This window comes from Vibrio sp. 10N.261.51.A4, assembly GCF_041471945.1.
GTDB lineage: Bacteria > Pseudomonadota > Gammaproteobacteria > Enterobacterales > Vibrionaceae > Vibrio > Vibrio crassostreae_C.
Map to the genome: position 1 here is coordinate 101,301 of NZ_JBFRPJ010000001.1, position 26,730 is coordinate 128,030.

The following is a 26,730-nucleotide window of genomic DNA, read 5'->3' on the forward strand; positions in this document are numbered from 1 at the left end:
TGCTATTCTTTGATTAGGTGAGTATGCTGAACCAGAATTTAGAAAAGATTGAGCGCTTCGCCTCTAAGATATGGCGCACTCAGGTAAATGAAGATCCTATTTGCCAATTGAGCTTCAATGAATATGACTATTTGAAGGTCATTCAAGCCTCTCCTGAACCGATCCGATTGACAGATCTGGCGATTGAAATGCAAGTAACCAAGCCTTCAGCAACTACTATGGTTCAAAGGTTAGAGAGAAAAGGTCTCGTTGAGCGTAAAGCTTCGCTCGAAGATGCGAGGTCTAAGTTGGTCGTACTGACCAGCAAAGCGGAAGTCGGCTTGGAAGAAGAAAGTAAGATCTATCAGGTCATGGCACAGATACTGGAAAGCCGTTTGTCTGAGCAAGAATCTCAGCAGTTAAACCTATTATTAAATAAAGCTTTAAAGTAAATAATTTAGATATTTAGTTAGCCTTGTTAACTAATTTTTCGAGTCATATCTTGTTGATATGCGACTCACAAATGAAAGTAGAGTAAGAAATGAGTAACTCAATTAGTCGTCAATTTTGGCGATACACAATCCCTACCGTGGCGGCCATGTTGGTTAATGGCCTGTACCAAGTGGTGGATGGCATCTTCATTGGCCGCTATGTGGGGGCTGATGGACTTGCAGGTATCAATGTTGCGTGGCCTGTGATTGGTTCGATTCTTGGTATTGGTATGTTGGTGGGTGTGGGCACAGGTGCGCTTGTCTCGATTCGCCAAGGTGAAAAAGATACTCAAGGCGCTAAGCAGATCTTAGCAACGGGCTTAACCTTGTTGTTAGCGATAACGCCTATTGTCTCTGCATTGCTGTTCTTGTTTGCTGATAACTTCTTGCTTTGGCAGGGCGCTGAAGGGCGAGTGTATGAACTTGGTCTGCAGTACTTACACATTCTGATTGGTGCTAGTGTCTTCACGCTAGGTTCGATCGCGATGCCGTTTCTACTGCGTAACGATGACAGTCCGAACTTAGCGACGATACTGATGATCGTTGGTGCGGTGATTAATATCGTGCTCGATTACCTGTTTATCGCTCTCTATGGCTGGGAGTTGATGGGTGCAGCATTAGCAACAGCGATTGCCCAGTTTGTAGTAACGGCTCTCGGCTTGGCTTACTTCTTCTCGCGTCGAGCAAACCTACGTTTACGTTGGAATGAGTTGAGATTGAAGCTGGATGTGATTCCACAAATCTTCGCCATTGGTACATCAAGCTTCTTTATGTACGCTTATGGTTCGATGATGGTGGCGTTGCACAATGCGTTGTTCTCTCAATATGGCGACCAGTTGATGATCGGTGCTTACGCGATTTTGGGCTACATCGTGACGGTTTATTATCTCACGGCTGAAGGTATCGCCAACGGCATGCAACCATTGGTGAGCTACAACCATGGTGCGCGTAACCAAGCAAACATCCGCAAGCTACTTAAGATTGCGATGATGAGTTCGGTATTGATTGGTGTGGCGTTCGTGCTGCTTCTCAATGCGTTCCCACGTGAGTTTGTATCAGTATTTAACTCAGACGAACCTCAGTTGGTTGAGTACACGGTGTTGGGTATTCGCCTTCACATGTTTGCACTGGCGCTGGATGGCTTCTTGGTAGTCGCAGCTGCTTACTATCAAGCGGTGAACAAGGGCAGCAAGGCGATGTTTGTGACTATAGGTAATATGCTTATCCAACTACCGTTCTTGTACATTATGCCTAAGTTGTATGGTGTGCCGGGGATCTGGATTGCGTACCCACTGTCTAACATCGCGCTAAGTGTGGTGGTGATGGTGATGCTCTACAAAGATATAAAGAAGCTCGATGCCTCATCGATGGAAACCGCGGCGGCATAGGTCGCGTTTCTTAAGTCGAATAAAATAGGTCTAGCGAATGCTAGACCTTTTTTGTATTTGTTACTGGTTAGTCCAATGCGAGGAACTAGATGTTCTTAACGTCTAAACCTGCAAGCTGATGCCAATACCCATTACATTGGCGGCTTTCAATTTTCATCGGTTTTTGACCTTGCTCGTTTGCTCTGAAGTTGTTGATTTCAGAGAAGGTATCGATACCGAGAGGGCTTAAACGAACCACATCAACCAGATCGTGCATGTTCGGTAAATCATTGACTAGGTTGTAGCAGTAGCCTGATTGCGTCTGAATACCGTTAAGGTTGAAGACTGATTGGCCTTCTTGGCTTTCTACTTGTAGCCCTGTTGGGTACTTGATACAGCAGGTTTCGCAATCGTCTTTAGCTTTGTTTTCAGCGCGAGCGGTAAAGCAGCGTGCTGAGTAAGCAAGCGGTAGGTAGCCGTGGCTAAACACTTCAACTTCGAACTTGTTACGAATATTTAGCTCTTCGCACTGGGTCATTACGTTGCTTAGCCATTCGCGAGAAAGCTCAACCGGCATACACCAACGCGTCATGCCTTGTTTCAAGAATAGGTTCAGGGTGCGTGCGTTGTAGGTGTTTACTGCCGGGCCAACCACGAAAGGTACTTTGCTTTCGCTGGCCAGTTGAATTGCAGACACATCATTGGCTTCGATCGCAAAGTCACCGTTATCGATGTACTTCTTCATGATGTTGACTTCGCTTGGTGCTTCTAGCAATGCCATGGTGGAAAGTACGACTTGCTTACCTGAAGCAGACAGCTCTTTAGCAATGTCCATCCAGTGTTTCGCTTTCATCTCACGACGCTTTGAACACACCGCTTCACCTAGGTAGATGATATCGGCAGAGCTTGATTTCGCTTGCTCATAGAAGCTTTCAACGTCTTGTTTTGGCCAAAAATAAAGTAGAGGGCCTAATGCGTATTTCATTGAGTTCTCCATTTGGCTCTATTGCCATTTACGGTGATAAGCGCCAAGCGTGGTTTGTGTACCTTCCGATACATTCGCCAGTGTCGCATTCCAAGCTTGTTCCACTTGGTATTGTTCTGGGTTCGCTAAGTAGCGATCGATAGCTGCACGCCACGTACGAGTGACTTGTTCAACATAAGCCGGGCTGCGTTGGCGACCTTCAATCTTCACTGAGGCAACGTTCGCCGCGAAAAGCTCAGGCAACATGGATAGCGTGTTGAGGCTGGTTGGCTCTTCAAGTGCGTGATAGCGCTTACGTTCACCATCGATATCTGCTTCAAAGCGGCCTTTACACAGCGTTGGGTAACCTGCGTTTTCACCTGCTTCATATTTATCGATAAGGATTTCGTTCAAGCGAGATTCGAGGCCAGTTTCTGTTTCTTGCCAGCGAACGTATTTCGCCGGAGAACAAGCACCAACAGTATTTGGTGATTCGCCTGTCATGTATGAAGAGAGGTAGCAACGGCCTTCTGCCATGATGCACAAGCTACCAAAAGCGAATACTTCAAGGTCAACGTCAGAAGTGATGTTACGAGAAAGCTGTTTGACCTGATGAATCGACAACACACGCGGTAGTACGACACGCTTAACGTTGAAGTTTTTATGGTAGAAGTCGATAGCCGCCGCATTGGTCGCAGATGCTTGCACTGATAGGTGCAGTTCTAGATCTGGATACTTATTTGCTGCGTACTCAAGCACCGCGATGTCTGCGATGATCAGCGCATCAACACCCAGAGCAGCGGCGTTGTCTACGGCATTAGTCCAACGGTCGAAGCCATTTGGGTGAGCAAACGTATTTAGGGCAACATGAATTTTCTTGTTGTGGTCATGCACATACTGCACAGCACGATCGAGCTTTTTACCCGCAAAGTTTAGGCCTGCAAAGTGTCGGGCATTGGTATCGTCTTTGAATCCGATATAGACAGCATCCGCACCACAATCAATAGCGGTTTTCAAAGCAGGTAAGTTACCCGCTGGGCATAAGAGTTCCATTTGCTCACTACCAGTAGAATTAAGTTGAAGCGAGCATTTTATGAAGAATTGTGAATGACGGAATTGATGTAAGGCAGGTTTAGATGGATAAATCTGCTTTTACTCCGTTTGAGGTACTGACGAGTGACCGTTTTACATGTTGGCTTGGTTTAAATATGAGGTACTTGATTAGTTCTTATGACGGCGGTTTTGGGCAAACAACTCTTCGACATCTTGTTTTGGTTGCGGACGGTAGAAGTGGAAGCCTTGAATCGAACTACAGTTGAGGTTCGATAATAGAGTCGCTTGCTCACTGGTTTCGACACCTTCAGCAACCACGGTCAAATCGAGAGATTTACCTAGGTTGATGATGTTTTCAATTACGGTGATTTGCTTTGGTAGGGTATCGATATCAGAGATGAAAGCACGGTCTATCTTAAGCTCATCAATTGGGAAGCGAGCAAGGTAAGACAGTGAAGAGTAACCTGTACCAAAATCATCAATGGAGAGAGCAAAGCCAAGTTTCTTGATGGCGTTAAGCATTTGGAGTGTGTGTTCACTATCACTCATCACCGCACTTTCCGTTAGCTCGAACGTAATCGCACTTGGATCAAGCTCGGTCGAACGCAGTAGCTTTTCCATGTAATCAATCAGTTTCGGGTTACCAAACTGTTCTGGTGAAAGGTTGATAGCCACTCGACCTGGAAGGATACCTTGCATCTTCCAGCGTTTAACCGTAGCAAACACTTCGCGCATTACCACTCGGCCAAGTTGTTCGATAAGACCAGCTCGCTCCGCTACAGGAATGAACGCAGCAGGACTGATATAACCTTCGACAGGATGCTTCCAACGTACCAGAGCTTCAGCGCCGTTGATGGTGAAATCACGGGCATTCACTTTTGGTTGATACCAAACCTCAAGTCCATTCTGTTGCAGCGCTTTTTGTAGCTCTATCTCAAGCCACAGTCGCATGCGCGCTTCTTTGTTCATCTGTTCGTTGAACTTGATCAGACGGTTGCGCCCACGATCTTTGGCTTCATACATTGCTGTGTCTGCATTTTGCAGCAAGATACGAGCATCAGTACCATCTTGAGGAAAACTCACGCTACCAATTGAGCAGGCTAAGCGCTTGCTAAAGTGGTGAAGATCGAAGGGTTGATTGATCAGAGATATGATCTTTTCAGCGAGCATTTCAGGTGTTCGCTGATGTTCAGGTTCTGGCAGGATAATACCAAACTCATCCCCGCCTAAATGTCCAATCACGGCCTTACGAGGCAGTAAGCGTTTAAGACGCGAAGCGACCTCTTTAATCACCTTGTCACCGATGTGATGACCAAGTGAGTCATTGATATTTTTAAAGTTATCAATGTCTAAGTAGAGCATCACCACCGGCGTATCGTTGTGAATGAACTGCTCAAGACGCTTAGTAAACCCAACTCGATTGTAGAGTTTGGTCAGTGCATCTATGTAGGCATCTTCACTGTTTGCTGGTGTGTATTGTTTTGCGGTTTCTTGTGCGTCTTGAATAAGCACCAGCTGAGTGTTGCTTCCAAGAACGGTGGTGGAGTCGATGTTGAGCTGGACCTTACGTTCAAAGCCGCATCGTGCACCCGTTAAGCAAACCAAACCAGACTCAGAAATAATAGAGCTGAGGTTATTATTGAAGACTGTTTTGGTTTGTTCATCGATAAATAGGCGTCCCAGCTGTTCGCCAATTAACTCTGTGGTTGAGTTAAAGCCAAGCAGGCGCGCTGCCGCTGGGTTGGATGACAAGATATAGTCACTTTCAACGAGCAGTAATCCGTCAGGGAGTAGTTGAGATAGCTTGTGGAATTTCGCTTCGGATTCTTCTAAAGAACGGACAAGTACTTGGTTTTCTGATGTATCGAAGGCGTGAAAGATGATGTAGTCGGTTTTGTTGCCATTGGTAAGCGGAGATAGGCTGAAATGAAGGCTGGTATCGAGGTCTGTTTCGTTGAGGGTGACTTCGGCCTCAATCGTTTCGCCACTGAATGCACGCTCATAGTAAGGCTTGAGATGTTGGTAGAACTGTTCGCCCAATGTTTGGCGATCATTCATGCCTGCAAGCTCTGGTTGACTCAAACCAGCAATATCGCAGTAACGCTCATTCACCATAAAATAGTTATGTTGAGCATCAAGTACTGCAAAAAAGAACGGACTATTTGCAGTTAGCTGGGTAAACCAATGTTGTAGTTGTTGGGGAGGCATCAAAGTACTACCAATTCTCCAAGAGCTTGAATATTCACTATCGATAAATATTTATTACTTTTTGTGTGGCTATCGATATTTACCTGTGAGTGCAGCGATCCGCTGTAATTCTCATTACCTGAGTTACTATAACTGTGATTTTCAGGATATTAAAGGTCGAGTATCAAACAGAAGTTAATTTGATACATAACAGTAACTGAGATCTCAACATCATCTATGATGCATTCCATATTATTGACAAAGTTACGGATAAGTCACGTGATAAACAAGATTCGCACTCAACTAGTTCAAAATGCCGCATCAATTTTGCGATCTCCAGTCCAGTTATTGCCTAAAACAGTACAAAAAAGAGCCTTATTGGAGGCGCTTAAGAATGTATTCAAGGAAGCTTTAGAGGACGGTGACTTTGAGTTTTTAGAAGACAAATGGCTGAAAGTCTCAATAAAAGACATGGGGTTAAGTTGGTGTATTAGCTACAAAAATGAGCAACTGGTTGTAGCTGATAAAGACGTGGTTGAAGATGTAAGCTTTAGCGGCAATCTTAACGATCTTGTGTTGATTGCGGGACGTAAAGAAGACCCAGATACGCTTTTCTTCCAACGTCGACTGTCTATTGAAGGTGATACAGAGCTCGGTTTAGAGGTCAAAAACTTGATGGATAGCGTAGATTTGGACTTATTGCCGACTCCTATGAAAACTTTGTTAAATCAATTAGCTGATTTTGTGCAGAAGGGAGTACAATCCCCAGATACACAAAGTGAGGTAATGAATGCTTATTCGAACTGAAGCACCGGCAGATATACTTGTCATTGATCGTTTATTGAAATCTGTTTTTGAAACAGATGCAGAAGCTAACTTGGTTATGAGCTTGCGTGAGAATAGCCATTTAACGCTATCGCTGGTGGCTTGTTCTGATGAAGGCGAGGTGGTTGGTCACCTGATGTTTAGCCCTATCACTCTTGATGGCGACGATCATAACTGGCAAGGGCTTGCGCCTCTCGCTGTGAAAGAAGAGTTCCGCAACCAAGGCATTGCCAAATCTCTAGTTGAAGATGCGTTTTCCACTTTGGTTGATTTTGGTTACCCAGCTTGCGTTGTGTTGGGTGACCCTGCTTATTACAGCCGCTTTGGTTTCAAGGCTGCGAGCGAGTTTGGCCTGAGTTGTGTTTGGGATGTGCCTGAAGGTGCTTTCCAAGCGATTGAATTGGTAAACGGTGCGTTTGCTGGACATGCTGGTGAGATTGCTTACAGCCCCGAGTTCAACGACTTATAAGCTGATTTATCACGCAACAAGATACAAACTGATTTAGTCTAAATAAAGGAGCTTGATGCTCCTTTATTTTTTGTTAGTATCAGCCCTGCTCTAATAAGCGCTCTTTCAATAGAGGCAGCTTTCACAAAACTAGTTCTAACAAACTTCTGGTTTCAATAAACTTTGGCTCCAATAAACTTAAGGTTACTACCGCTAGATATGTCACAAACACACGCGCAATACCTACATGAGATGGGCATTAGCCAATGGGAACTAAGTCACCCAGAGCGTTTAGCAGGTTATGAATCTGAATTGACTCCGCTCTCGAGCGATTGCAAGTTACTGTTGGTTTCGCCTGAAAAACCTCAGGAAGATCTCGCCGTGATGTTTGAGCGAGTACTCAAAAGTATCAAGCTCGACTTATCTCAGGCTTTACACCTTCAACCGCAACACTTGTCTACTGTGGATTTAGGTTCGGTTGAGTGGATATGGTTTGCTGGTTGTGAGTCGGCTCAAGAGCTGAAGGCTAAAACACTTCAATCGCCATTACTGTCTGACATTAACGGTAACAACCAACACCGCCGCGACTTATGGCAACAAATTTGTGCTTATGACTAATCAATTTTTACCGACTTCACAACAACACCTAGACGCCATTTGGAAGATCGAGCAGGCCGCGCATTCTCACCCTTGGTCTGAAAATATGATCCGAGATCTTGATAGCCGAGGCGCTTGTCATCATGTCCTTGAAGTTGATGGACAAGTGGTGGGCTATTTCTTCGCGCAAAACATCGTTGGCGAAGTCACATTGCTTAATATCGCGGTAGACCCAAGCCAGCAAGGCAAAGGGTATGGAAAAGCGTTAACGGAACATTTCCTTGATATGTGTGAGCAAGCTGACGCGGAAAGTGCTTGGCTAGAAGTTCGCGAAAGTAATGTGAACGCGTTTAATCTTTACGAAAAGGCAGGCTTCAACGAAGTTGATCGCCGTCGTAATTACTATCCAACTAAACAAGGCAACGAAGATGCCATCATTATGAGCTATCTTTTTATGTCTTTTAGCTAGTCATGTTACGTCTTTTCGCTAACTAGATAGCTAATCACAAAATTAGCCAAAAAATAGGGTGTAAACTGACCCTTTAGAAAGTGATACGCTTTCTGTATAATCCGCACACAGAATTCAAGGGCAAGTATTATCTACTTGCCCTTTTTACGCTTTAGATCAGCAAAGGGCGACTATGTCTTTCCAACAAGAAGTGAGCAAACGTAGAACGTTTGCGATTATCTCTCACCCGGATGCGGGTAAAACCACGATTACTGAAAAAGTTCTTTTATTCGGAAACGCGATTCAAAAAGCGGGTACCGTAAAAGGCCGTGGCTCTAACCAGCACGCTAAATCTGACTGGATGGAGATGGAAAAAGAACGTGGTATCTCGGTAACTACGTCGGTAATGCAATTCCCATACAATGATTGCCTAGTAAACCTACTCGATACTCCAGGACACGAAGATTTCTCGGAAGATACGTACCGTACGCTAACAGCGGTTGATTCTTGTTTGATGGTTATCGATGCTGCTAAAGGTGTCGAAGACCGTACTCGTAAGCTGATGGAAGTAACACGTCTTCGTGATACTCCAATCGTAACGTTTATGAACAAACTTGACCGTGATGTTCGTGACCCGATGGAAGTGCTTGATGAAGTGGAAAGCGAGCTAGGTATGGCTTGTGCTCCAATCTCATGGCCAATTGGTTGCGGTAAAGAGTTTAAAGGTGTTTACCACATTCACCGTGATGAAACGATCTTGTATGAATCTGGCCACGGCCACGAGATCCAAGAAGTTCGTATCATCAAAGGTCTAGATAACCCTGAGCTAGATGAAGCAGTAGGTGCTGATCTTGCGGAAAGCGTACGTGAAGAGCTAGAGCTTGTTATCGGTGCTTGTCCTGAGTTTGACCATGAATTATTCCTAGCGGGTGAACTAACGCCGGTTTACTTCGGTACTGCATTGGGTAACTTTGGTGTTGACCACATGCTTGATGGTCTAACGAAATGGGCTCCAGCACCTCAAACGCGTCAAGCGAACGAGCGTGATGTTGAAGCGACAGAAGAGAAGTTCTCTGGTTTCGTATTTAAGATCCAAGCAAACATGGACCCTAAACACCGTGACCGTATCGCATTCATGCGTATCGTTTCGGGTACTTACAACCAAGGTATGAAGATGAACCATGTTCGTACAGGCAAGAGTGTAAGTATCTCTGATGCGGTAACCTTTATGGCGGGTGACCGTGCACGTGCTGAAAAAGCATACGCGGGTGATATTATCGGTCTACATAACCACGGTACTATCCAGATTGGTGATACCTTTACTCAAGGTGAGAGCCTTAAGTTCGCTGGTATTCCTAACTTCGCACCTGAGCTATTCCGTCGTATCCGTCTACGCGATCCACTGAAGCAGAAGCAACTTCTAAAAGGATTAGTTCAGCTTTCAGAAGAGGGCGCAGTACAAGTATTCCGTCCTATGCAGAACAACGACCTGATCGTTGGTGCGGTTGGTGTCCTTCAGTTCGACGTGGTTGTAGCGCGCTTGAAAGCGGAATACAACGTAGAAGCTATCTACGAAGGTGTTAACGTTGCAACAGCTCGTTGGGTTGAATGTGATGACGCTAAGAAACTTGAAGAATTCAAACGTAAGAACCAATCTAACCTAGCGCTAGATGGCGGTGATAACCTGTCTTACATCGCACCAACTATGGTGAACTTGAACCTAGCTTCTGAACGTTTCCCTGAAGTTCAATTCCGAGCGACGCGCGAGCACTAATTTCTTCGATCTCTATTCGAGTTAAACAAAAACGTCTATTGTTCTGCAATAGGCGTTTTTTAATGCGTGCCATTTTAGACAATAAGCTTGAGGTAAATATGTTCGGTTGGATAAAAGCTTGGATTAGGAAATACGATAAGTGGTGTGAAGAGCTTGGGCTAACGCCTGAAAACAAGCGCAGTTGTGTTCCTTATCGTCGAGATCCTCAAGGGCAGCAAGCTGAGAGTGGGAAAGATGACACAGCAAACAAGTGATTTTCCGCTATTTGATACACATTGCCACGCAGACTTTGAGGCGTTTGAGCAAGGTTTTACCCATGAGCTGAGCATTGAGGGATATATCAAAGAGGCAAAACAGGCTCAAGTTGAGAAGTTACTCATCCCTTCTATCGGTCAAAATAACTGGCATAAGCTTGAGAAAATTGCGCAATCTCACCCCAATATTTACTATGCATTAGGCTTCCATCCTTACTTTTTAGAACCGGCCAATGACGAACAATTTTCGGAACTTCGCCAATTACTCGCTTCAAAAAACAGCCAATGTGTCGCGATAGGTGAGTGCGGGCTCGACTTTTTTGTGGACGTTGAACGAGAGAAACAAGAGCGCTTTTTCATCCAACAAATGGAGCTTGCGAAGGAGTTTGACCTGCCTTTAATCATCCATGAGAGGAAGTCTTACAACCGACTTATCGAGCTAATAAAGCAGCATAAGTTCACCTTAGGTGGTGTGATTCACGGTTTTTCTGGGAGTGAACAGCAAGCTTTGGCGTGGATCAAGCTCGGTTTCTATATTGGCGTCGGTGGAACGATAACTTACCCAAGAGCGCAAAAAACACGCACAACCATCGCAAAATTGCCCCTTGAATGTCTGGTATTGGAAACGGATGCTCCGGACATGCCCATGTATGGAAACCAAGGAAATGTTAATCATTCCAAATATTTAGTTACGATCTTAAATGAACTTTTTTTGCTTAGAAAAGAGCCGAAGCAATCGATTGCAGCGCAAATTTGGCAAAATAGCCATCGCGCATTCGGTATATGTGAATAAAATCGAAGGTTTTTGTTTATCGTTTGCGTAAATTGCACTGAGCTTGTGATTTGGGTCACATTTGTGTGTGAATGGTACATGAATCTTCTACGAAAGTGTGAGGACGGCATTACTTTATTAGTGGTCGCATGAGTATAATTGCCTCCGCTTTATAGCCCCATTTTGTAACACGCCAATAAATAACTAATAAGGAAGTCATAAACTATGAGCCTGTTTATGAGCCTAGTCGGAATGGTTGCACTGATCGCAATCGCAGTACTACTATCTGACAACCGCAAAGCTATTAATCTAAGAACAGTGGGTGGCGCTTTCGCTATCCAATTCGCACTTGGTGCATTCGTACTTTACATCCCTTGGGGTCGTGATCTACTTGCAGGTTTCTCTGCTGGTGTAGCAAACGTGATCGACTACGGTAAAGACGGTACTGGTTTCCTATTCGGCAGCCTAGTTAACTTCTCAGTTGACGGTATCGGTTTCATCTTTGCTTTCCAAGTACTACCAACTCTGATTTTCTTCTCTGCACTTATCTCTGTACTTTACTACATTGGTGTTATGCAAATTGTAATCAAAGTTCTTGGTGGTGGTCTTCAGAAAGCTCTAGGTACTTCTCGCGCCGAGTCTATGTCTGCAGCAGCAAACATCTTCGTTGGTCAAACTGAAGCACCTCTAGTTGTTCGTCCATTTGTTCCTAAAATGACTAACTCTGAACTATTCGCAGTAATGTGTGGTGGTTTGGCTTCTGTAGCTGGTGGTGTACTAGCGGGTTACGCATCTATGGGTGTACCTCTAGAGTACCTTGTAGCAGCATCATTCATGGCAGCACCAGGTGGTCTACTATTCGCTAAAATCATCAAGCCTGAAACAGATACGCCAGACGACAACATCGCTGACGAAATGGACGGTGGCGATGACAAACCAGCTAACGTTATCGACGCAGCAGCAGGTGGCGCATCAGTTGGTCTACAACTAGCACTTAACGTTGGTGCAATGCTACTAGCATTCATCGGTCTAATTGCTCTAATCAACGGTATCCTAGGTGGCATCGGTGGTTGGTTCGGTATGGAAAACCTAACTCTAGAACTTCTTCTAGGTTGGATCTTCGCACCGCTAGCATTCATCATTGGTGTTCCATGGGAAGAAGCAACTATCGCTGGTTCTTTCATTGGTCAGAAGACAGTTGTTAACGAATTCGTTGCATACCTAAACTTCGTACCATACGTTGGTGAAAACGCTCAAGTTGTTGCAGCAACTGGTCAAGTGATGTCTGAGAAGACTCAAGCTATCATCGCATTCGCACTATGTGGTTTCGCAAACCTTTCTTCAATTGCGATTCTTCTAGGTGGTCTAGGTGGTATTGCACCAAGCCGTCGCCACGACATCGCACGTATGGGTGTTAAAGCGGTAATTGCTGGTACTCTATCTAACCTGATGGCAGCAACAATTGCTGGCTTCTTCCTGTCTTTCTAATTAGTTAGAAATCGATATATAGACGCCATAATAATATCGCCCCGTAGCAAGAAATTGCTGCGGGGCTTTTTTGTTTTTAGGCCTGCCGTTTTTAGTATATGCACGCGCTTATGCTTATGCTTATGCTTATGCTTAGATTCGATGTAGGGTCTAGAATGTTTTTTTGAGATACAAACCGTTTGCGTTCTAAGGAGCACTACAATTTATTGATGGATACCTATAATGTATAAGCTAAAGGGATAGGATGTCTCTGTTGGCAAGAAAGTAACCTCGAAATCAACTCGAACGTTATTCTTCTGGGATTAAGCCAAAATTAGCGATACGCTATAGATGTTAGACACAACATGACTGATTTGTTGTGCCATAGACCAAACTGGTACTGTGCGGTGACAAGGATTGCAATTGGTAGCGAAAGTTATCAAGTCTTCAGGGAACCAAGTCCGTTCATTTGTGGCTACTGAGCATTACTAAAATATCCATCTATACTGGATGGAGGGCGAAGTAGTTAACTATTTGAATATATTGATCGGAGATAGAAATGAGCGATTTAAAAGCAGCAGCTCTACGTGCACTTAAACTTATGGACCTAACTACGCTAAATGACGACGATACTACTGAAAAAGTAGTGGCGCTTTGTCATGACGCGAAGACTGCAGTAGGCAACACCGCTGCAATCTGTATTTACCCTCGCTTTATCCCAGCAGCTAAGAAAGCGTTGCGTGAGCAAGGTACTCCAGAAGTACGCATTGCGACTGTAACTAACTTCCCTCATGGTAATGACGACATCGAAATTGCTGTTGCAGAAACAAAAGCAGCGGTAGCGTACGGCGCAGACGAAGTTGACGTAGTATTCCCATACCGTGCTCTTATTGCTGGCAACGAAGAAGTTGGCTTTGAGCTAGTTAAACAGTGTAAAGCAGCTTGTGGTGACATCACGCTTAAAGTGATCATCGAAACAGGTGAACTGAAAGAAGAAGCACTAATCAAGAAAGCTTCTCAAATCTGTATCGAAGCAGGTGCAGACTTCATCAAAACTTCAACAGGTAAAGTGCCAGTAAACGCGACTCCAGAGTACGCGCGCATGATGCTTGAAGTTATCCGTGACATGGGCGTTGCTAAAACAGTTGGTTTCAAACCAGCTGGTGGCGTACGTACTGCTGAAGATGCAGCACTATACCTAGCAATGGCTGATGAGCTACTAGGCGCTGAGTGGGCAGACAACATGCACTACCGTTTTGGTGCTTCAAGCCTACTAACTAACCTTCTTAATACATTAGAAGTGACAGACCAGACTGCTGATCCAGCAGCATACTAATTTACCCATTCGGGTATAAAAAATTAAGTCTGTTTGATGGAGTGACGTTAAGTCACTCCATATTACCTCTTTCCCTACAAACCATACTCACTAGAGTTTGGGAGGCACTAATGTATCTACCTCAAGAAATTATTCGCAGAAAACGTGACGGTGAAGTCCTAACAGCTGAAGAAATTAACTTCTTCATTCAAGGTGTGGCTAAGAACACGGTTTCTGAAGGCCAAATTGCCGCATTCGCAATGGCTATCTTTTTTAATGAAATGACGATGCCAGAACGTATCGCACTAACGTGTGCAATGCGTGATTCAGGCATGGTGATTGACTGGAGCCACATGAACTTTGATGGCCCAATCGTTGATAAACACTCTACTGGTGGTGTTGGCGACGTTACTTCTCTGATGCTTGGCCCAATGGTGGCAGCATGTGGCGGTTTCGTTCCAATGATCTCTGGTCGTGGTTTAGGCCACACTGGCGGTACGCTAGACAAGCTGGAATCTATTCCGGGTTACAACATTACACCAACCAACGATGTGTTCGGTGAAGTAACGAAAGATGCTGGCGTGGCTATCATCGGTCAAACAGGCGATCTAGCGCCTGCTGACAAGCGTGTTTACGCAACTCGTGATATCACAGCAACAGTCGATAACATCTCGCTGATCACGGCTTCAATCCTATCTAAGAAACTGGCTGCGGGCCTTGATTCTCTAGTGATGGATGTAAAAGTAGGTTCAGGCGCATTCATGCCGACTTACGAAGCATCTGAAGAGCTAGCGAAATCTATCGTTGCAGTAGCAAACGGTGCGGGTACTAAAACAACAGCAATCCTAACGGACATGAACCAAGTGCTGGCTTCTTCAGCGGGTAACGCAGTAGAAGTTCGTGAAGCGGTTCAGTTCCTAACGGGTGAATACCGTAACCCTCGCTTGTTAGAGATCACTCTAGCATCGTGTGCTGAAATGCTGGTGCTCGGTAACCTAGCTAAAGACTCAGACGAAGCGCGCGAAAAACTGATGGCAGTACTGGATAACGGTAAGGCAGCAGAGTGCTTCGGTAAAATGGTAGCGGGCCTTGGTGGTCCAGTTGATTTCGTAATGAACTACGATAACTACCTAGAAAAAGCAGACATTATTAAGCCAGTGTACGCGTTAGAAAGCGGTGTGGTATCAGCAATGGATACTCGTGCAATTGGTATGGCTGTGGTTGGTATGGGCGGCGGTCGTCGTGTAGCAACTGACAGCATTGATTACGCAGTCGGTTTTGATCACTTCATTCGCCTAGGTGAAGTAGCAAGTGAAGATAAGCCATTAGCAATGATTCATGCTCGTAACGAACAACAGTGGCAAGAAGCTGCAACAGCATTACAAAATGCAATCACTGTGGGCGGAGAATATACAGCAACGCCAGACGTTTACCGTCAGATTCGTTCTGAAGACGTGTAAATAACAGGTATCGGTATACCTCGCGTATACCGATAAACAGAGTTCTGGTGCAAAGAGCAATAAGTTGGTGAAGAAAATGAAAAGAGCATTTATTTTAGTTTTAGATTCATTCGGTATCGGTGAAACAGCGGATGCAGACAAATTTGGTGATGTAGGTTCTGACACTATGGGCCACATCGCAGATCATTGTGACCAAGGTCTTGCAGACAATGCAGATCGTAAAGGTTCACTGGCACTGCCAAACCTGTCTAAGCTAGGTCTAGCGATGGCTCACAAAGAGTCTACGGGTCGTTTTGCTCCTGGTATGGATGCAGACGCTGAGATCATTGGCGCTTACGGTCACGCTGCTGAGCTGTCTTCTGGTAAAGACACGCCATCAGGTCACTGGGAAATCGCAGGTGTTCCTGTACTGTTTGACTGGGGCTACTTCACCGACAAAGAGAACAGCTTCCCAAAAGAACTGACTGACCGCATCCTTGAGCGTGCAGGCCTGTCTGGTTTCTTGGGTAACTGCCACTCATCTGGTACGGAAATCCTAGATAACCTAGGTGAAGAGCACATGAAGACTGGTCTGCCAATCTTCTATACTTCTGCAGACTCTGTTTTCCAGATCGCTTGTCACGAAGAGACATTCGGCCTGCAAAACCTATTAGATCTTTGTCAGATTGCTCGTGAAGAGCTAGAAGATTACAACATTGGTCGTGTTATCGCTCGTCCGTTCATTGGCCCAGGTAAAGGTCAATTCGAACGTACTGGTAACCGTCGTGATCTTTCTGTTGAGCCACCTGCAGCCACCATTCTTCAGAAGTTGGTTGATGAGAAGGGCGGTAACGTTCACTCAATCGGCAAGATCTCTGATATCTACGCGGGTTGTGGCATCACTCAGAAAACCAAAGCAACAGGTATTCCTGCGCTATTTGAAGCAACCAAAGAAGCGATCAATGAAGCAGGCGACAACACTATCGTGTTCACTAACTTCGTTGATTTCGACTCAGCTTACGGCCACCGCCGTGATGTTGCTGGTTATGCAGCGGCACTTGAGTACTTCGATGGTCGCATCAATGAAATCATCGATATGATGAAAGAAGATGATGTGCTTATCCTAACGGCTGACCACGGCTGTGATCCGACATGGCCAGGTACTGACCATACTCGTGAACACATCCCTGTAATTGTTTACGGTCAAAAGGTTCCAGCAGGTTCTTTAGGCCGTCGCGATACTTTCGCTGATATCGGTCAAAGCTTAGCGTCATACTTTGGCACATCGCCAATGGGACACGGTACAAGCTTTCTATAATAGTTAACGAAGAGAGAGGGAAACCTCTCTCTTCTTTTTTTGTTTTGAGATTAAGGATATTTTCAATGGCTACTCCACATATTAATGCTGAAATGGGTGATTTCGCTGACGTAGTTTTAATGCCAGGCGACCCGCTACGTGCTAAATACATTGCTGAAACCTTCCTAGAAGAAGTGGTTCAAGTGTGCGACGTTCGCAACATGTTTGGTTACACCGGTACTTACAAAGGTCGTAAGGTTTCCGTAATGGGACATGGTATGGGTATCCCATCTTGTTCTATTTACGCGACTGAGCTGATCAAAGACTTTGGTGTGAAGAAGATCATTCGTGTCGGCAGTTGTGGTGCAGTGAGCGAAGATATCAAAGTGCGTGATGTGGTGATCGGCATGGGCGCATGTACTGACTCTAAAGTGAACCGTATTCGCTTTAAAGGTCATGACTTTGCAGCTATTGCGGATTACAAGATGGTGCGCGCGGCAGAAGATGCAGCCAAAGCTCGCGGTGTTGGCGTAAAAGTCGGTAACCTGTTCTCGGCTGAGTTGTTCTACACGCCAGATCCAGAGATGTTCGAAGTAATGGACAAATACGGCATTGTTGGCGTAGAGATGGAAGCTGCAGGCATCTATGGTGTATGTGCTGAATATGGCGCCAAAGCTCTAACGATTTGTACTGTTTCTGATCACATCAAGACCGGTGAGCAAACGACATCAGATGAACGTCAAACGACTTTCAACGACATGATGGTTATCGCACTAGACTCAGTGTTGCTTGGTGACCAAGAATAATCTTGATTTGTCTTAGCTTGATAAGTTAACAGATAACAAAAAGCCCCGTTGCTGCCTGAGCGTCGGGGCTTTTTATTGGATTGCTGTACTTATTCTGAGTCTAGTATTAATTGTCAGCCTAGTGTGTTTATGAGCTTACATTTTTCAATAGTAAGTTCTCACCAGACTTAGTTGGTCTTCTGCGAATCAGCATGATGAACAACACGCCACTCACAAACCCCATCAACACCATACCGATCATGTAGCGATCACTTTTGCGGTAGTGGTGATCAGAAATCGCCGTCATCTTACCGGTTTCAAAAGTCACTCGAATAAAGCCGATGATCGTTTTCTCTGGAGAATAAATAGGTTCAACTAACTGTTGTCTGCCGATACTTGCTGTTGAAAGTGGTGTATCTAAGCCAAGAACCTCACGTACCGAGAGGGCTTTTTCGCTCGAAGCCAGTCGAATACCCTCTGCATCATAGATGGTGGTATCGAACACCAGTCGGTCTTGAGATAGCTGGTTAGTCAGATCAAGCAATCGCTCTTGGTCTTGTTGCGTGATCATCTTGCTGGCTGAAAGTGATGCCTGAGAGATAAGCAGCTTGGTAAGAGTTTCCAACTGTTTTGCTTGGATCTTCTCGTTACCTTTACTGATCACGACCGTATTTTTAATCGTTACAACGAACATGGTAGCCAACAAAATGAGGGCTAGCATTCGTAAAGCGTTACGTATTGAGAACAATGATTCATTCATGTTTCACGAAGCCTGAAATAAACAAATGTTATGATTAAGACATATTGAGACTTGCGTTTTCAAATTGCAATAGGTTAACGTTTAGCATAGTTAATTAGGAATCATACACATGGACGCTCAGAAATATCTGCCGATAAAAAGGCATACGACATTATTAACTCGACTCCCCGAGACTCGTTTCGCTTCTCAACTCGCTAAATCCAAGGCCAATTGGATTGTGTTTGGTGAGTACCTATCTCCACAATCTTTCGATGACATCGACTTTTTCACTGGCACTTACAACACCATCCTCGATACGTGGAAGGTTGGGCATTATGAAGTGGCTTTGATGTCAGGCAATCTAACGCCAGCACACGAAGAAATCCTCCAAGCGCTAAAGCTTGATTATGCTTGCCTTAGCGAGGTCCCAGACTTATCTAAGCAAGGTTTGATCGTGATGGATATGGATTCCACAGCGATTCAAATTGAATGCATTGATGAGATTGCCAAGCTAGCTGGAGTGGGAGAGTTAGTCTCTGAAATCACAGAACGAGCGATGCAAGGCGAGCTCGACTTTGAACAGAGCCTGCGCCAACGAGTAGGAGCACTGAAAGGTGCGGATGAGTCGATATTAGAGCAAGTGCGTCAGTCATTGCCATTCATGCCAGACTTGGTCGGGCTGGTGAATACTCTAAATAAGCTTGGCTGGAAAACAGCGATTGCATCAGGAGGTTTTACTTACTTCTCTGACTACCTGAAAGATACCCTTGATCTAGACCATGCTCAATCAAACACGCTTGAGATCGTCAACGGTAAGTTGACGGGTGAAGTCTTAGGCGATGTTGTTTCGGCGCAGACCAAAGCGGATATCTTGGTAGAGTTGGCTGAAGAGTACGAATTGGAACTACATAATACCGTTGCCGTTGGTGATGGTGCCAATGACTTGGTGATGATGGGCTCTGCAGGTTTAGGCATTGCCTACCACGCAAAACCAAAAGTAGAGCAGCAAGCTCAAACTGCTGTTCGTTACGCAGGTTTAGGCGGTGTGCTGTGTATCTTGTCGGGTGTATTGGCTAAGCAACAGAAGATCAGCTGGCAAGCGAAACCTTAGGGGCTCTACCTAAGTGCTATTGGCTATGTATCTTATTTAGCAATAGTGGCTCAGACACAAAAAAAGCAGGCTATCAGCCTGCTTTTTCAATTTTCATGCTTAAGTTAATACGCCACTCGAGGCTAGCGTGTTAGCTCCAATCGAATCAGCACTTCATCGGTAATGTCCTCTATCTCGCCATAACCGATAAACGCCGTCACCTCATTCTCTAGCTTCTTAGCTTGATGCATACTGATGCGTGAAAGCTCTTCTAAATCCGACTGGAATAAACTCGTTAGCGGATTAAAGATAGGTGCCGTGGTGACTCGCAATACATACACATCACCTAAGTGCTGCGCTTTCTTGATGAATAAGATGCGTTCCTTTGCTGAGGCGAAGTCTTTGACCAACTTGGTGTGTACCGACTGGATTTTGTCGCCAAACTTCACTGCAGCAATGTACACGTCATGATGCTTAGGCTCCGCACCTTCAATTCTTTTTAGTGGCTCAGCCAACAGTGAGTTGGTGTGACCCTTGAAGATTGGCTCGAGTGAGAACTTTTGGTTGTGACCAAGTTTAGCAAGTAACGTTAGATGCTTATTCAGTGGGAAATTCACACCAATGATCTTACAGCGCAGCGTTGAACTTGGCTTATCAATGAATATTGGGTTACTGACCATCTTGCTCAACAAAATGTTGTGCAGTGATTCGAGTAGCGAATGTGTTGGCAGTATCTCTTGCTTCTTAATCAGCTTACTTTGGTTTTGATCGATAAGCCCATTAAGGAAAGCGATGGTACGCATTGTCTTGGCGTTCTCGGCAATAACCAACTGCACGTTGCGACCATTCGGACTCACTCGAATTACGTGGTAAGGCACTGTGCTCAGTGGCAGGTTCTTGTCATAGAGCTGCAGTTCATTGAAGTTCACTAATACCGGATCATTAATCTTGAGTACCATTGGGTGTTCAAGGCTAATGCTCAGTCCACGCTTCGAAATATCTAAGGTGTGTCCGTTCGCCGCTGCGCCATCTTGTGATGTAAGTTGCAACGGTGACTTAAATTGGTATCTCGGCTCTTTACGACGAGTCTGAGAGTCAAAGTAGATGCTTTGAATATTGCCGACGACAGTACGCGGGTGACGGAAGCGGTTCAATTCACTGCTTGGAATGCGTGGCTTTTCACTCAGAAGATAGTCCGCCGCACTTTCGTGATCGCCAATCTCTTGCAAGATTCCGCAATGCGTCAGTTGAGCTGAGCTTTGAGCCAGCGTATCCGAGTGTTTAGCTAATGCTTGTCGCTCAGTGTCTGAAAGTTCGAAAACCGAGAACTTGAACGCCTTCCAACTTTTACGTTTGCCACCGATGTGCCAGAACAGCTGTCTTTGTTCACGAGAGGCTTCAGGCAGCATCATTGAATAGAACAAGGTCTTGTTTTGGTGTTCATGGGTAAAAGAGTAGATAACGTTACTGGTTCCCTTCACTCCTGGTTTCGCCAACAGGTTCATACGTTGCTCGTTGAACAGGGTACCCAGCGCTTGTTGATTTCGTTCGTCGTGCCAATATTGCCATAATGGATGGTTGTTATCCGTCAGTAGGGCAAGCTTTAGTTCGCTGCCGCTGAAAAACAGGGGTAGGTTACAAGTATGCTTTAGATAGGTATGTTCGATTCCTCGAGTACGAGTTCGAATAATCCTATCTTGATTCTCATGGCTGGTTTTCTTACTGGTGCTATTTAAAGACTCATCGAGTAAGCGAGCCACAATATTGTTGTCGCTTACCTTGATGGTTCTTAGAAATTTGACCGCGTTGTTCTCATAAGATTCGTCGATACCCAAAACACGAAATTCAACCGCTTGGTTAACATCGTTTTCTTGGGACTTTTCGATAAGCTCTGAAAACTTAACGCTGATGATCTCGCCGAGGTTGTATCGAAAGGCGCTCGGCACCTTGAACTTTGCGCCCGACGGGGAGATATCAACCGTGACACCATGTAGGCTTTGCCCTTTCGATGTGGTGATCTCGATCTGCGAGCTAATCTTGAGTCTGTTCTCTTGGCGCTTTAAGTCGTAACCTAGGTTAATAGCTTCCGCTTCATACGGGCTATTGGCGCTAGTAATGTCGAGGTTACCTTGAGAAGATGTTTTAACAACGCTCAGAGGCTGAGTTCGCGGAGTCATTACTAACTCCCATGCGCCTTCTGTGTAACCTTTAAACTTTTTCGTACCACGTTGATATGCGTTTAAAGCGATATCATCGAGCCAGTGCTTACGGCCATCGAGAGTGAACTGACGACACTCATTATCAATACGCCCGCGTAAATCAATGCTCTTTGTACACGGAGCCATGATACGATTCAGTTCCATTTTAACGAGCAGCTTCAGAGACGGCGATTCCCCTTCTGTCATTTGAGAAAGAAGGAATTCGAAATCTTCGGCGTGGTAAGCCGGGATTAAACGTTCTGCTACAGATAGAATTTCAGATTGCTGCATACTTTTCTTGTTAGAATGGACGGTGCGTTTATGTTATCGACTAGTTTAAATCGATCTTTAAGTATAAGTGGTATGACTGCAACTTTTATTTTCATCCGTACGGTCAAATAAGTCACAAATTGACAACATCATTGTGTAATTGAGTAAATTATTGAGGTTTTATGGCGAAGGCAAAGCGAGCTTATGTGTGTAATGACTGTGGTGCCGATTTTCCACGTTGGCAGGGGCAGTGCAATGCATGTGGTGCTTGGAACACGATTACAGAAGTTAGGTTAGCCGCTTCACCTCAGGTCGCACGTAATGAACGATTGAGTGGTTATGCGGGCGGTGCAACTGAATCTTCGGTTCAAACGCTGTCAGAAATCGATCTGCAAGAAGTCCCACGTTTTAGCAGTGGCTTTAAAGAGCTAGACCGCGTACTTGGTGGTGGTGTCGTACCGGGTGCTGCGATCCTGATTGGTGGTAACCCGGGTGCCGGTAAATCAACGCTGCTATTACAAACCATGTGTCAGCTTTCTTCTCAATTACCGACTCTCTATGTAACCGGGGAAGAATCTCTGCAACAAGTCGCGATGCGTGCGTCTCGACTTGGATTGCCAAAAGAGCACCTAAAGATGCTCTCAGAAACGAACGTGGATAAGATTTGTCAGGTTGCAGAAAAAGAACAACCTAAGATCATGGTTATCGACTCGATCCAAGTTATGCACGTTGCGGATGTTCAATCTTCTCCGGGCAGTGTTGCACAGGTTCGTGAATCGGCAACCGCATTAACGCGCTACGCAAAACAGAATAACGTTGCTGTGTTCTTAGTTGGACACGTAACTAAAGACGGCACCTTAGCAGGGCCAAAAGTACTTGAGCACATTATTGACTGTTCTGTTTTATTAGATGGCGGAACCGATAGCCGTTTTAGAACGCTACGCAGCCACAAAAACCGTTTTGGTGCAGTGAATGAACTGGGTGTGTTTGCGATGACAGGCCAAGGGCTAAAAGAAGTCAGCAACCCATCCGCTATCTTCTTGTCTCGTGGTGAAGAAGAAACCTCGGGCAGTTCTGTCATGGTGGTGTGGGAAGGGACGCGTCCACTTCTTGTCGAAATCCAAGCGCTGGTGGATTATTCACAGCTGGCTAACCCACGTCGCGTCGCTGTCGGCCTAGAGCAAAACAGGCTTTCTTTGTTATTAGCGGTGCTGCATAAACACGGCGGCTTACAAATGGCTGACCAAGATGTGTTTGTGAATGTCGTCGGTGGTGTTAAAGTAACCGAAACCAGTGCTGATCTTGCGTTGGTGATGGCTCTACTTTCTAGTTTCAGAGACCGCGCATTACCAAAAGATGTGGTGGTATTTGGAGAAGTAGGCCTAGCGGGTGAGATTCGACCTGTACCGAGCGGACAAGAGCGTTTAAATGAAGCATTTAAACACGGCTTTAAGAAAGCGATTGTACCGGCGGCTAACATGCCTAAAGGTGGCATTCCAGGAATGCAGATCCACGGTGTGAAAAAATTATCGGAAGCAATTAATGCTTTTGATGAGTTGTAATTGAACTCACTTCAGCTACTCTATACAGCAGCAATTCAGCCTAACCTTAACGCCGATTAGGCTTTAGGTTAGCACTATAATTAACAATCATTTAGATTGTTACTACTGAGTGCCTTTTTCTATATGTTAGAAAAAGGCAAAGTTTTTTAGTCCCAAATGCATGCAAAGCTATCAGTCTTCACAGATTGTGATATACTCTGCGCGCATTTTATATCCTATTAACAGAGTAAGACAATGGCAGATTTATCGAAATACAGAAACATTGGTATTTTCGCGCACGTTGATGCGGGTAAAACAACTACCACTGAGCGTATCCTTAAGCTAACTGGTCAAATCCACAAGACTGGTGAAGTACATGATGGCGAATCAACGACTGACTTCATGGAACAGGAAGCTGAGCGCGGTATTACTATCCAATCAGCAGCTGTAAGCTGTTTTTGGAACGATCACCGTCTAAACGTTATCGATACTCCTGGACACGTTGACTTCACAGTTGAAGTATACCGTTCTCTTAAAGTTCTTGATGGCGGTATCGGTGTATTCTGTGGTTCTGGTGGTGTTGAACCTCAATCAGAAACTAACTGGCGCTACGCTAACGAATCAGAAGTATCTCGTCTGATCTTCGTTAACAAACTAGACCGTATGGGTGCAGACTTCTACAACGTTGTTGACCAAGTTAAAAACGTTCTAGGTGCAACTCCTCTAGTAATGGTTCTACCAATCGGCCGTGAAGACGAGTTCGTTGGTGTTGTAGACCTACTAAGCCGTAAAGCATACGTTTGGGATGACACTGGTCTTCCTGAAAACTACGAAATCAAAGATGTTCCAGCGGACATGGTTGATGACGTTGAGCAATACCGTGAAGAGCTAATCGAAACTGCTGTAGAGCAAGACGATGACCTAATGGAAGCTTACATGGAAGGTGAAGAGCCTTCTATTGAAGACGTTAAGCGTTGTATCCGTAAAGGTACTCGTGATATCGCATTCTTCCCAACGTTCTGTGGTTCTGCGTTCAAGAACAAAGGTATGCAACTTATCCTTGATGCTGTAGTAGATTACCTACCAGCACCAACTGAAGTTGACCCTCAGCCTCTAATGGATGAGAACGGTGAAGAAACTGGCGAACACGCTATCGTTTCTACAGATGAGACTTTCAAAGCGCTTGCATTCAAAATCATGGATGACCGCTTCGGTGCTCTAACTTTCGTTCGTATTTACTCTGGTAAACTGAACAAAGGTGACACGATTCTTAACTCATTCACTGGCAAGACTGAACGTGTTGGCCGTATGGTTGAGATGCAAGCTGATGACCGTAACGAACTAACTAGCGCACAAGCTGGTGACATCATTGCGATCGTTGGTATGAAGAACGTGCAAACTGGTCACACTCTATGTGATCCTAAGCACCAAGTAACGCTTGAGCCAATGGTATTCCCAACTCCAGTAATCTCAATCGCTGTATCTCCAAAAGATAAAGGCGGTTCTGAGAAAATGGGTATCGCTATCGGTAAAATGGTTGCAGAAGATCCATCTTTCCAAGTTGAGACTGACGAAGAGACTGGCGAAACTATCCTGAAAGGTATGGGTGAACTTCACCTAGACATCAAGGTAGATATCCTTAAGCGTACATACGGCGTTGACCTAACTGTAGGTGCTCCTCAAGTTGCTTACCGTGAAACTATCACTCAAGCAATTGAAGATAGCTACACGCACAAGAAGCAATCTGGTGGTTCTGGTCAATTCGGTAAGATCGATTACCGTATCAAACCAGGCGAAGCAGGTTCTGGCTTCAAGTTCAACTCTGTAGTTGTGGGCGGTAACGTTCCTAAAGAATTCTGGCCTGCAGTTGAGAAAGGCTTCGCATCTATGATGGAAAACGGCGTACTAGCTGGCTTCCCAACTCTAGACGTTGAAGTTGAACTTTTCGATGGTGGTTTCCACGCAGTCGATTCATCTGCTATCGCATTTGAAATCGCAGCGAAAGGCGCATTCCGTCAATCTATGCCTAAAGCTGGCGCGCAACTTCTTGAGCCAATCATGAACGTTGACGTGTTCACTCCAGACGATCACGTTGGTGATGTTATCGGTGACCTTAACCGTCGTCGTGGCATGATCAAAGATCAACAAGCTGGCGTTACTGGTGTTCGTATTAAAGCTGACGTACCTCTTTCTGAGATGTTCGGCTACATCGGTCACCTACGTACTATCACTTCTGGTCGTGGCCAATTCTCTATGGAATTCGCACAATACGCACCATGTCCAACTAACGTTGCTGACGAAGTGATTGCAAAAGTTAAAGCAGAAAAAGAAGCTGGTAAGTAATTAGCCCTTTTCTCAATTAGCTAAAAAAGCCCCGCAAGTGAAAGCTTGCGGGGCTTTTTATTTTCAACAAAACTAATTCTGCTCTCTTATCTTAAGTGCTTATATCCAAAAACTTAAAGTTACAGTGATGCATTAATTTCTTTTCATAGGATAGTGGTAGAGCCATATACGGTGTTCGTTAATATTTTTAGCTGTCCACTGACTAAACCGTAGGTTTCTTCATCACGTGTATCTATGGCATAGCTTTAACTTCAACCGTTATCGTATCTTGATATTTACCAGCTCTCGCAAAGTCTATGTTACCTAGCATTACTTCAAGGGGGAGCCCCCAACGCTTGGTTTCATCATTGTTTGAGAAGGTATAAACTGACTTCCGGTTTACCAAAGCATTATTAAATCGCAACGTATATGGGATCGAGATATTGGGTTCCGACTTCTGCTTTAACTCTCCATATTTTTGCTTTACAACTAACCTTACATTCGAGTTTGAAAGAAGATCAAAATCAGAACGGTAGGTGCGGTTAGATTCAAGATCACCAAGTTGGAAGCGATAACCTGAGCTCCCTGAACGTTGAACGTGTGGCGCATTTGGCACTGAGTTGAAAGCTACAAACGCTGGGACTTTGAGTTTAACTTTGGCATTTTTGGTCTCTTGCTTTCTATCTAAGGAAATAGAGGCTTCAAGAAGTCCGTTATAGTTACCAGATGCTGCTACTTTAGCTTCTGGTACCTTTATCCAAAACTTCGTCCTTTGGCTATTATCCAGAGGTAGTTGAAAACCTTTGCTAGGAAAGTGACTCAATTGACGGAAGTTCTTGTCCAGAATAGTAAGGGGCAAATTCGTTCCAATTGAACTTAAGTAGCTAGATTGTTTATTGTTGACCGATACTATGGCCATTGGGAATCGACAGTTCTGAATATCACGTGACAACTCTAAATAAACAGGAATATAAGCGCCTAAATCTCGCTTAAATTCAACATTGCTTCTGTCGATGTTTAGCATCCACTTGCCATTGCATTCGGCGGCCCAAATTGGTTGAGATAACATGGCTAAACCGAACACTGAGATCTTTAGAAAGTGTTTCAT

Annotated in this window: 23 protein-coding genes; 17 read left to right on the forward strand and 6 right to left on the reverse strand. The window is 44.9% G+C overall.

Annotated elements, in window-relative coordinates:
- Nucleotides 1–23 precede the first annotated feature (23 nt).
- On the forward strand, nt 24–431 hold the full coding sequence (locus AB4384_RS00395) for a MarR family winged helix-turn-helix transcriptional regulator (protein WP_017056675.1): 408 nt from the start codon (nt 24–26) through the stop codon (nt 429–431).
- Nucleotides 432–520: 89 nt separating this feature from the next.
- Entirely contained in the window at nt 521–1,858 is a 1,338-nt protein-coding gene (locus tag AB4384_RS00400; RefSeq protein ID WP_371721152.1) for an MATE family efflux transporter, read from the forward strand.
- Between the two features lie 85 nt (nt 1,859–1,943).
- On the opposite strand, the gene AB4384_RS00405 is transcribed toward AB4384_RS00400, so the two are convergent.
- The 3 genes from AB4384_RS00405 to AB4384_RS00420 all read right to left on the reverse strand — a co-directional run bounded on the left by AB4384_RS00405 (nt 1,944) and on the right by AB4384_RS00420 (nt 6,062).
- Nucleotides 1,944–2,822, reverse strand: a complete 879-nt coding sequence (locus AB4384_RS00405) for a U32 family peptidase (RefSeq protein WP_017059237.1) — start codon at nt 2,820–2,822, stop codon at nt 1,944–1,946.
- 18 nt (nt 2,823–2,840) lie between these two features.
- Entirely contained in the window at nt 2,841–3,854 is a 1,014-nt protein-coding gene (locus AB4384_RS00410; protein WP_017059238.1) for a peptidase U32 family protein, read from the reverse strand.
- 168 nt (nt 3,855–4,022) lie between these two features.
- On the reverse strand, nt 4,023–6,062 hold the full coding sequence (locus AB4384_RS00420; RefSeq protein ID WP_372128685.1) for an EAL domain-containing protein: 2,040 nt from the start codon (nt 6,060–6,062) through the stop codon (nt 4,023–4,025).
- A 258-nt stretch (nt 6,063–6,320) separates the two neighbouring features.
- On the opposite strand from AB4384_RS00420, the gene AB4384_RS00425 reads away from it, so the two are divergent.
- The 12 genes from AB4384_RS00425 to deoD all read left to right on the forward strand — a co-directional run bounded on the left by AB4384_RS00425 (nt 6,321) and on the right by deoD (nt 17,483).
- Entirely contained in the window at nt 6,321–6,848 is a 528-nt protein-coding gene (locus tag AB4384_RS00425; protein ID WP_170963063.1) for an SCP2 domain-containing protein, read from the forward strand.
- The gene (locus AB4384_RS00430) at nt 6,832–7,335 is read left to right on the forward strand and encodes a GNAT family N-acetyltransferase (RefSeq protein WP_017063279.1); all 504 of its coding nucleotides are present in this window, start codon (nt 6,832–6,834) and stop codon (nt 7,333–7,335) included. The genes AB4384_RS00425 and AB4384_RS00430 overlap by 17 nt, the downstream gene beginning before the upstream one ends.
- 198 nt (nt 7,336–7,533) lie before the next feature.
- Nucleotides 7,534–7,932 (forward strand): DNA polymerase III subunit psi, encoded by a 399-nt coding sequence (locus AB4384_RS00435; protein WP_017063280.1) that lies wholly within the window; start codon nt 7,534–7,536, stop codon nt 7,930–7,932.
- Nucleotides 7,925–8,380 carry a ribosomal protein S18-alanine N-acetyltransferase gene (gene rimI / locus AB4384_RS00440; protein ID WP_017063281.1) on the forward strand — a complete coding sequence of 152 codons (456 nt, stop codon included), beginning with the start codon at nt 7,925–7,927 and terminating at the stop codon, nt 8,378–8,380. Before AB4384_RS00435 ends, rimI begins: the two co-directional genes overlap by 8 nt.
- A 172-nt stretch (nt 8,381–8,552) precedes the next feature.
- On the forward strand, nt 8,553–10,133 hold the full coding sequence (gene prfC, locus AB4384_RS00445; protein WP_017059244.1) for a peptide chain release factor 3: 1,581 nt from the start codon (nt 8,553–8,555) through the stop codon (nt 10,131–10,133).
- Between the two features lie 98 nt (nt 10,134–10,231).
- Entirely contained in the window at nt 10,232–10,387 is a 156-nt protein-coding gene (locus tag AB4384_RS00450; protein ID WP_171732460.1) for a DUF5363 family protein, read from the forward strand.
- The gene (locus tag AB4384_RS00455) at nt 10,368–11,180 is read left to right on the forward strand and encodes a TatD family hydrolase (protein WP_372128688.1); all 813 of its coding nucleotides are present in this window, start codon (nt 10,368–10,370) and stop codon (nt 11,178–11,180) included. Before AB4384_RS00450 ends, AB4384_RS00455 begins: the two co-directional genes overlap by 20 nt.
- 204 nt (nt 11,181–11,384) lie before the next feature.
- A complete protein-coding gene (locus tag AB4384_RS00460) occupies nt 11,385–12,647 on the forward strand; it encodes a NupC/NupG family nucleoside CNT transporter (RefSeq protein ID WP_017058833.1) in 1,263 nt (420 codons plus the stop codon).
- Between the two features lie 538 nt (nt 12,648–13,185).
- Nucleotides 13,186–13,962 (forward strand): deoxyribose-phosphate aldolase, encoded by a 777-nt coding sequence (gene deoC, locus AB4384_RS00465; RefSeq protein ID WP_010436196.1) that lies wholly within the window; start codon nt 13,186–13,188, stop codon nt 13,960–13,962.
- A gap of 110 nt (nt 13,963–14,072) precedes the next feature.
- The gene (gene deoA, locus AB4384_RS00470) at nt 14,073–15,401 is read left to right on the forward strand and encodes a thymidine phosphorylase (RefSeq protein ID WP_017063283.1); all 1,329 of its coding nucleotides are present in this window, start codon (nt 14,073–14,075) and stop codon (nt 15,399–15,401) included.
- Nucleotides 15,402–15,477: 76 nt separating this feature from the next.
- Complete coding sequence (locus tag AB4384_RS00475) at nt 15,478–16,698, forward strand: phosphopentomutase (protein WP_017063284.1); 1,221 nt, start codon at nt 15,478–15,480, stop codon at nt 16,696–16,698.
- 65 nt (nt 16,699–16,763) lie between these two features.
- On the forward strand, nt 16,764–17,483 hold the full coding sequence (deoD, locus tag AB4384_RS00480) for a purine-nucleoside phosphorylase (protein WP_017066980.1): 720 nt from the start codon (nt 16,764–16,766) through the stop codon (nt 17,481–17,483).
- A 127-nt stretch (nt 17,484–17,610) separates the two neighbouring features.
- On the opposite strand, the gene AB4384_RS00485 is transcribed toward deoD, so the two are convergent.
- Complete coding sequence (locus AB4384_RS00485) at nt 17,611–18,222, reverse strand: YtjB family periplasmic protein (RefSeq protein ID WP_076655999.1); 612 nt, start codon at nt 18,220–18,222, stop codon at nt 17,611–17,613.
- A gap of 109 nt (nt 18,223–18,331) precedes the next feature.
- Here AB4384_RS00485 and serB point away from each other — a divergent pair, with 109 nt between their 5' ends.
- On the forward strand, nt 18,332–19,312 hold the full coding sequence (gene serB, locus AB4384_RS00490) for a phosphoserine phosphatase (protein ID WP_372128691.1): 981 nt from the start codon (nt 18,332–18,334) through the stop codon (nt 19,310–19,312).
- Nucleotides 19,313–19,434: 122 nt separating this feature from the next.
- Here serB and AB4384_RS00495 read toward each other — a convergent pair whose 3' ends face one another.
- A complete protein-coding gene (locus AB4384_RS00495; protein ID WP_372128692.1) occupies nt 19,435–21,780 on the reverse strand; it encodes a PilZ domain-containing protein in 2,346 nt (781 codons plus the stop codon).
- A gap of 161 nt (nt 21,781–21,941) precedes the next feature.
- Here AB4384_RS00495 and radA point away from each other — a divergent pair, with 161 nt between their 5' ends.
- Both radA and fusA read left to right on the forward strand, forming a co-directional pair.
- Nucleotides 21,942–23,321 carry a DNA repair protein RadA gene (gene radA, locus AB4384_RS00500; protein ID WP_017063288.1) on the forward strand — a complete coding sequence of 460 codons (1,380 nt, stop codon included), beginning with the start codon at nt 21,942–21,944 and terminating at the stop codon, nt 23,319–23,321.
- A 234-nt stretch (nt 23,322–23,555) separates the two neighbouring features.
- Nucleotides 23,556–25,643: an elongation factor G gene (gene fusA, locus AB4384_RS00505; RefSeq protein WP_017058825.1), complete on the forward strand. Its 2,088-nt coding sequence runs from the start codon at nt 23,556–23,558 to the stop codon at nt 25,641–25,643.
- A gap of 232 nt (nt 25,644–25,875) precedes the next feature.
- Here the strand turns inward: fusA and AB4384_RS00510 are convergent, their stop codons facing one another.
- A complete protein-coding gene (locus tag AB4384_RS00510) occupies nt 25,876–26,730 on the reverse strand; it encodes a hypothetical protein (protein ID WP_102319911.1) in 855 nt (284 codons plus the stop codon).

Coding starts and splice junctions, on each gene's coding strand:
- AB4384_RS00460 (WP_017058833.1), top strand. CDS start 11,385: ATGAGCCTGTTTATGAGCCTAGTCGGAATGGTTGCACTGATCGCAATC.
- rimI (WP_017063281.1), top strand. CDS start 7,925: ATGACTAATCAATTTTTACCGACTTCACAACAACACCTAGACGCCATT.
- AB4384_RS00430 (WP_017063279.1), top strand. CDS start 6,832: ATGCTTATTCGAACTGAAGCACCGGCAGATATACTTGTCATTGATCGT.
- AB4384_RS00435 (WP_017063280.1), top strand. CDS start 7,534: ATGTCACAAACACACGCGCAATACCTACATGAGATGGGCATTAGCCAA.
- AB4384_RS00420 (WP_372128685.1), bottom strand. CDS start 6,062: ATGCCTCCCCAACAACTACAACATTGGTTTACCCAGCTAACTGCAAAT.
- prfC (WP_017059244.1), top strand. CDS start 8,553: ATGTCTTTCCAACAAGAAGTGAGCAAACGTAGAACGTTTGCGATTATC.
- AB4384_RS00405 (WP_017059237.1), bottom strand. CDS start 2,822: ATGAAATACGCATTAGGCCCTCTACTTTATTTTTGGCCAAAACAAGAC.
- AB4384_RS00485 (WP_076655999.1), bottom strand. CDS start 18,222: ATGAATGAATCATTGTTCTCAATACGTAACGCTTTACGAATGCTAGCC.
- deoD (WP_017066980.1), top strand. CDS start 16,764: ATGGCTACTCCACATATTAATGCTGAAATGGGTGATTTCGCTGACGTA.
- AB4384_RS00455 (WP_372128688.1), top strand. CDS start 10,368: ATGACACAGCAAACAAGTGATTTTCCGCTATTTGATACACATTGCCAC.
- fusA (WP_017058825.1), top strand. CDS start 23,556: ATGGCAGATTTATCGAAATACAGAAACATTGGTATTTTCGCGCACGTT.
- AB4384_RS00475 (WP_017063284.1), top strand. CDS start 15,478: ATGAAAAGAGCATTTATTTTAGTTTTAGATTCATTCGGTATCGGTGAA.
- serB (WP_372128691.1), top strand. CDS start 18,332: ATGGACGCTCAGAAATATCTGCCGATAAAAAGGCATACGACATTATTA.
- AB4384_RS00400 (WP_371721152.1), top strand. CDS start 521: ATGAGTAACTCAATTAGTCGTCAATTTTGGCGATACACAATCCCTACC.
- AB4384_RS00395 (WP_017056675.1), top strand. CDS start 24: ATGCTGAACCAGAATTTAGAAAAGATTGAGCGCTTCGCCTCTAAGATA.
- deoC (WP_010436196.1), top strand. CDS start 13,186: ATGAGCGATTTAAAAGCAGCAGCTCTACGTGCACTTAAACTTATGGAC.
- radA (WP_017063288.1), top strand. CDS start 21,942: ATGGCGAAGGCAAAGCGAGCTTATGTGTGTAATGACTGTGGTGCCGAT.
- AB4384_RS00495 (WP_372128692.1), bottom strand. CDS start 21,780: ATGCAGCAATCTGAAATTCTATCTGTAGCAGAACGTTTAATCCCGGCT.
- deoA (WP_017063283.1), top strand. CDS start 14,073: ATGTATCTACCTCAAGAAATTATTCGCAGAAAACGTGACGGTGAAGTC.
- AB4384_RS00510 (WP_102319911.1), bottom strand. CDS start 26,730: ATGAAACACTTTCTAAAGATCTCAGTGTTCGGTTTAGCCATGTTATCT.
- AB4384_RS00410 (WP_017059238.1), bottom strand. CDS start 3,854: ATGGAACTCTTATGCCCAGCGGGTAACTTACCTGCTTTGAAAACCGCT.
- AB4384_RS00450 (WP_171732460.1), top strand. CDS start 10,232: ATGTTCGGTTGGATAAAAGCTTGGATTAGGAAATACGATAAGTGGTGT.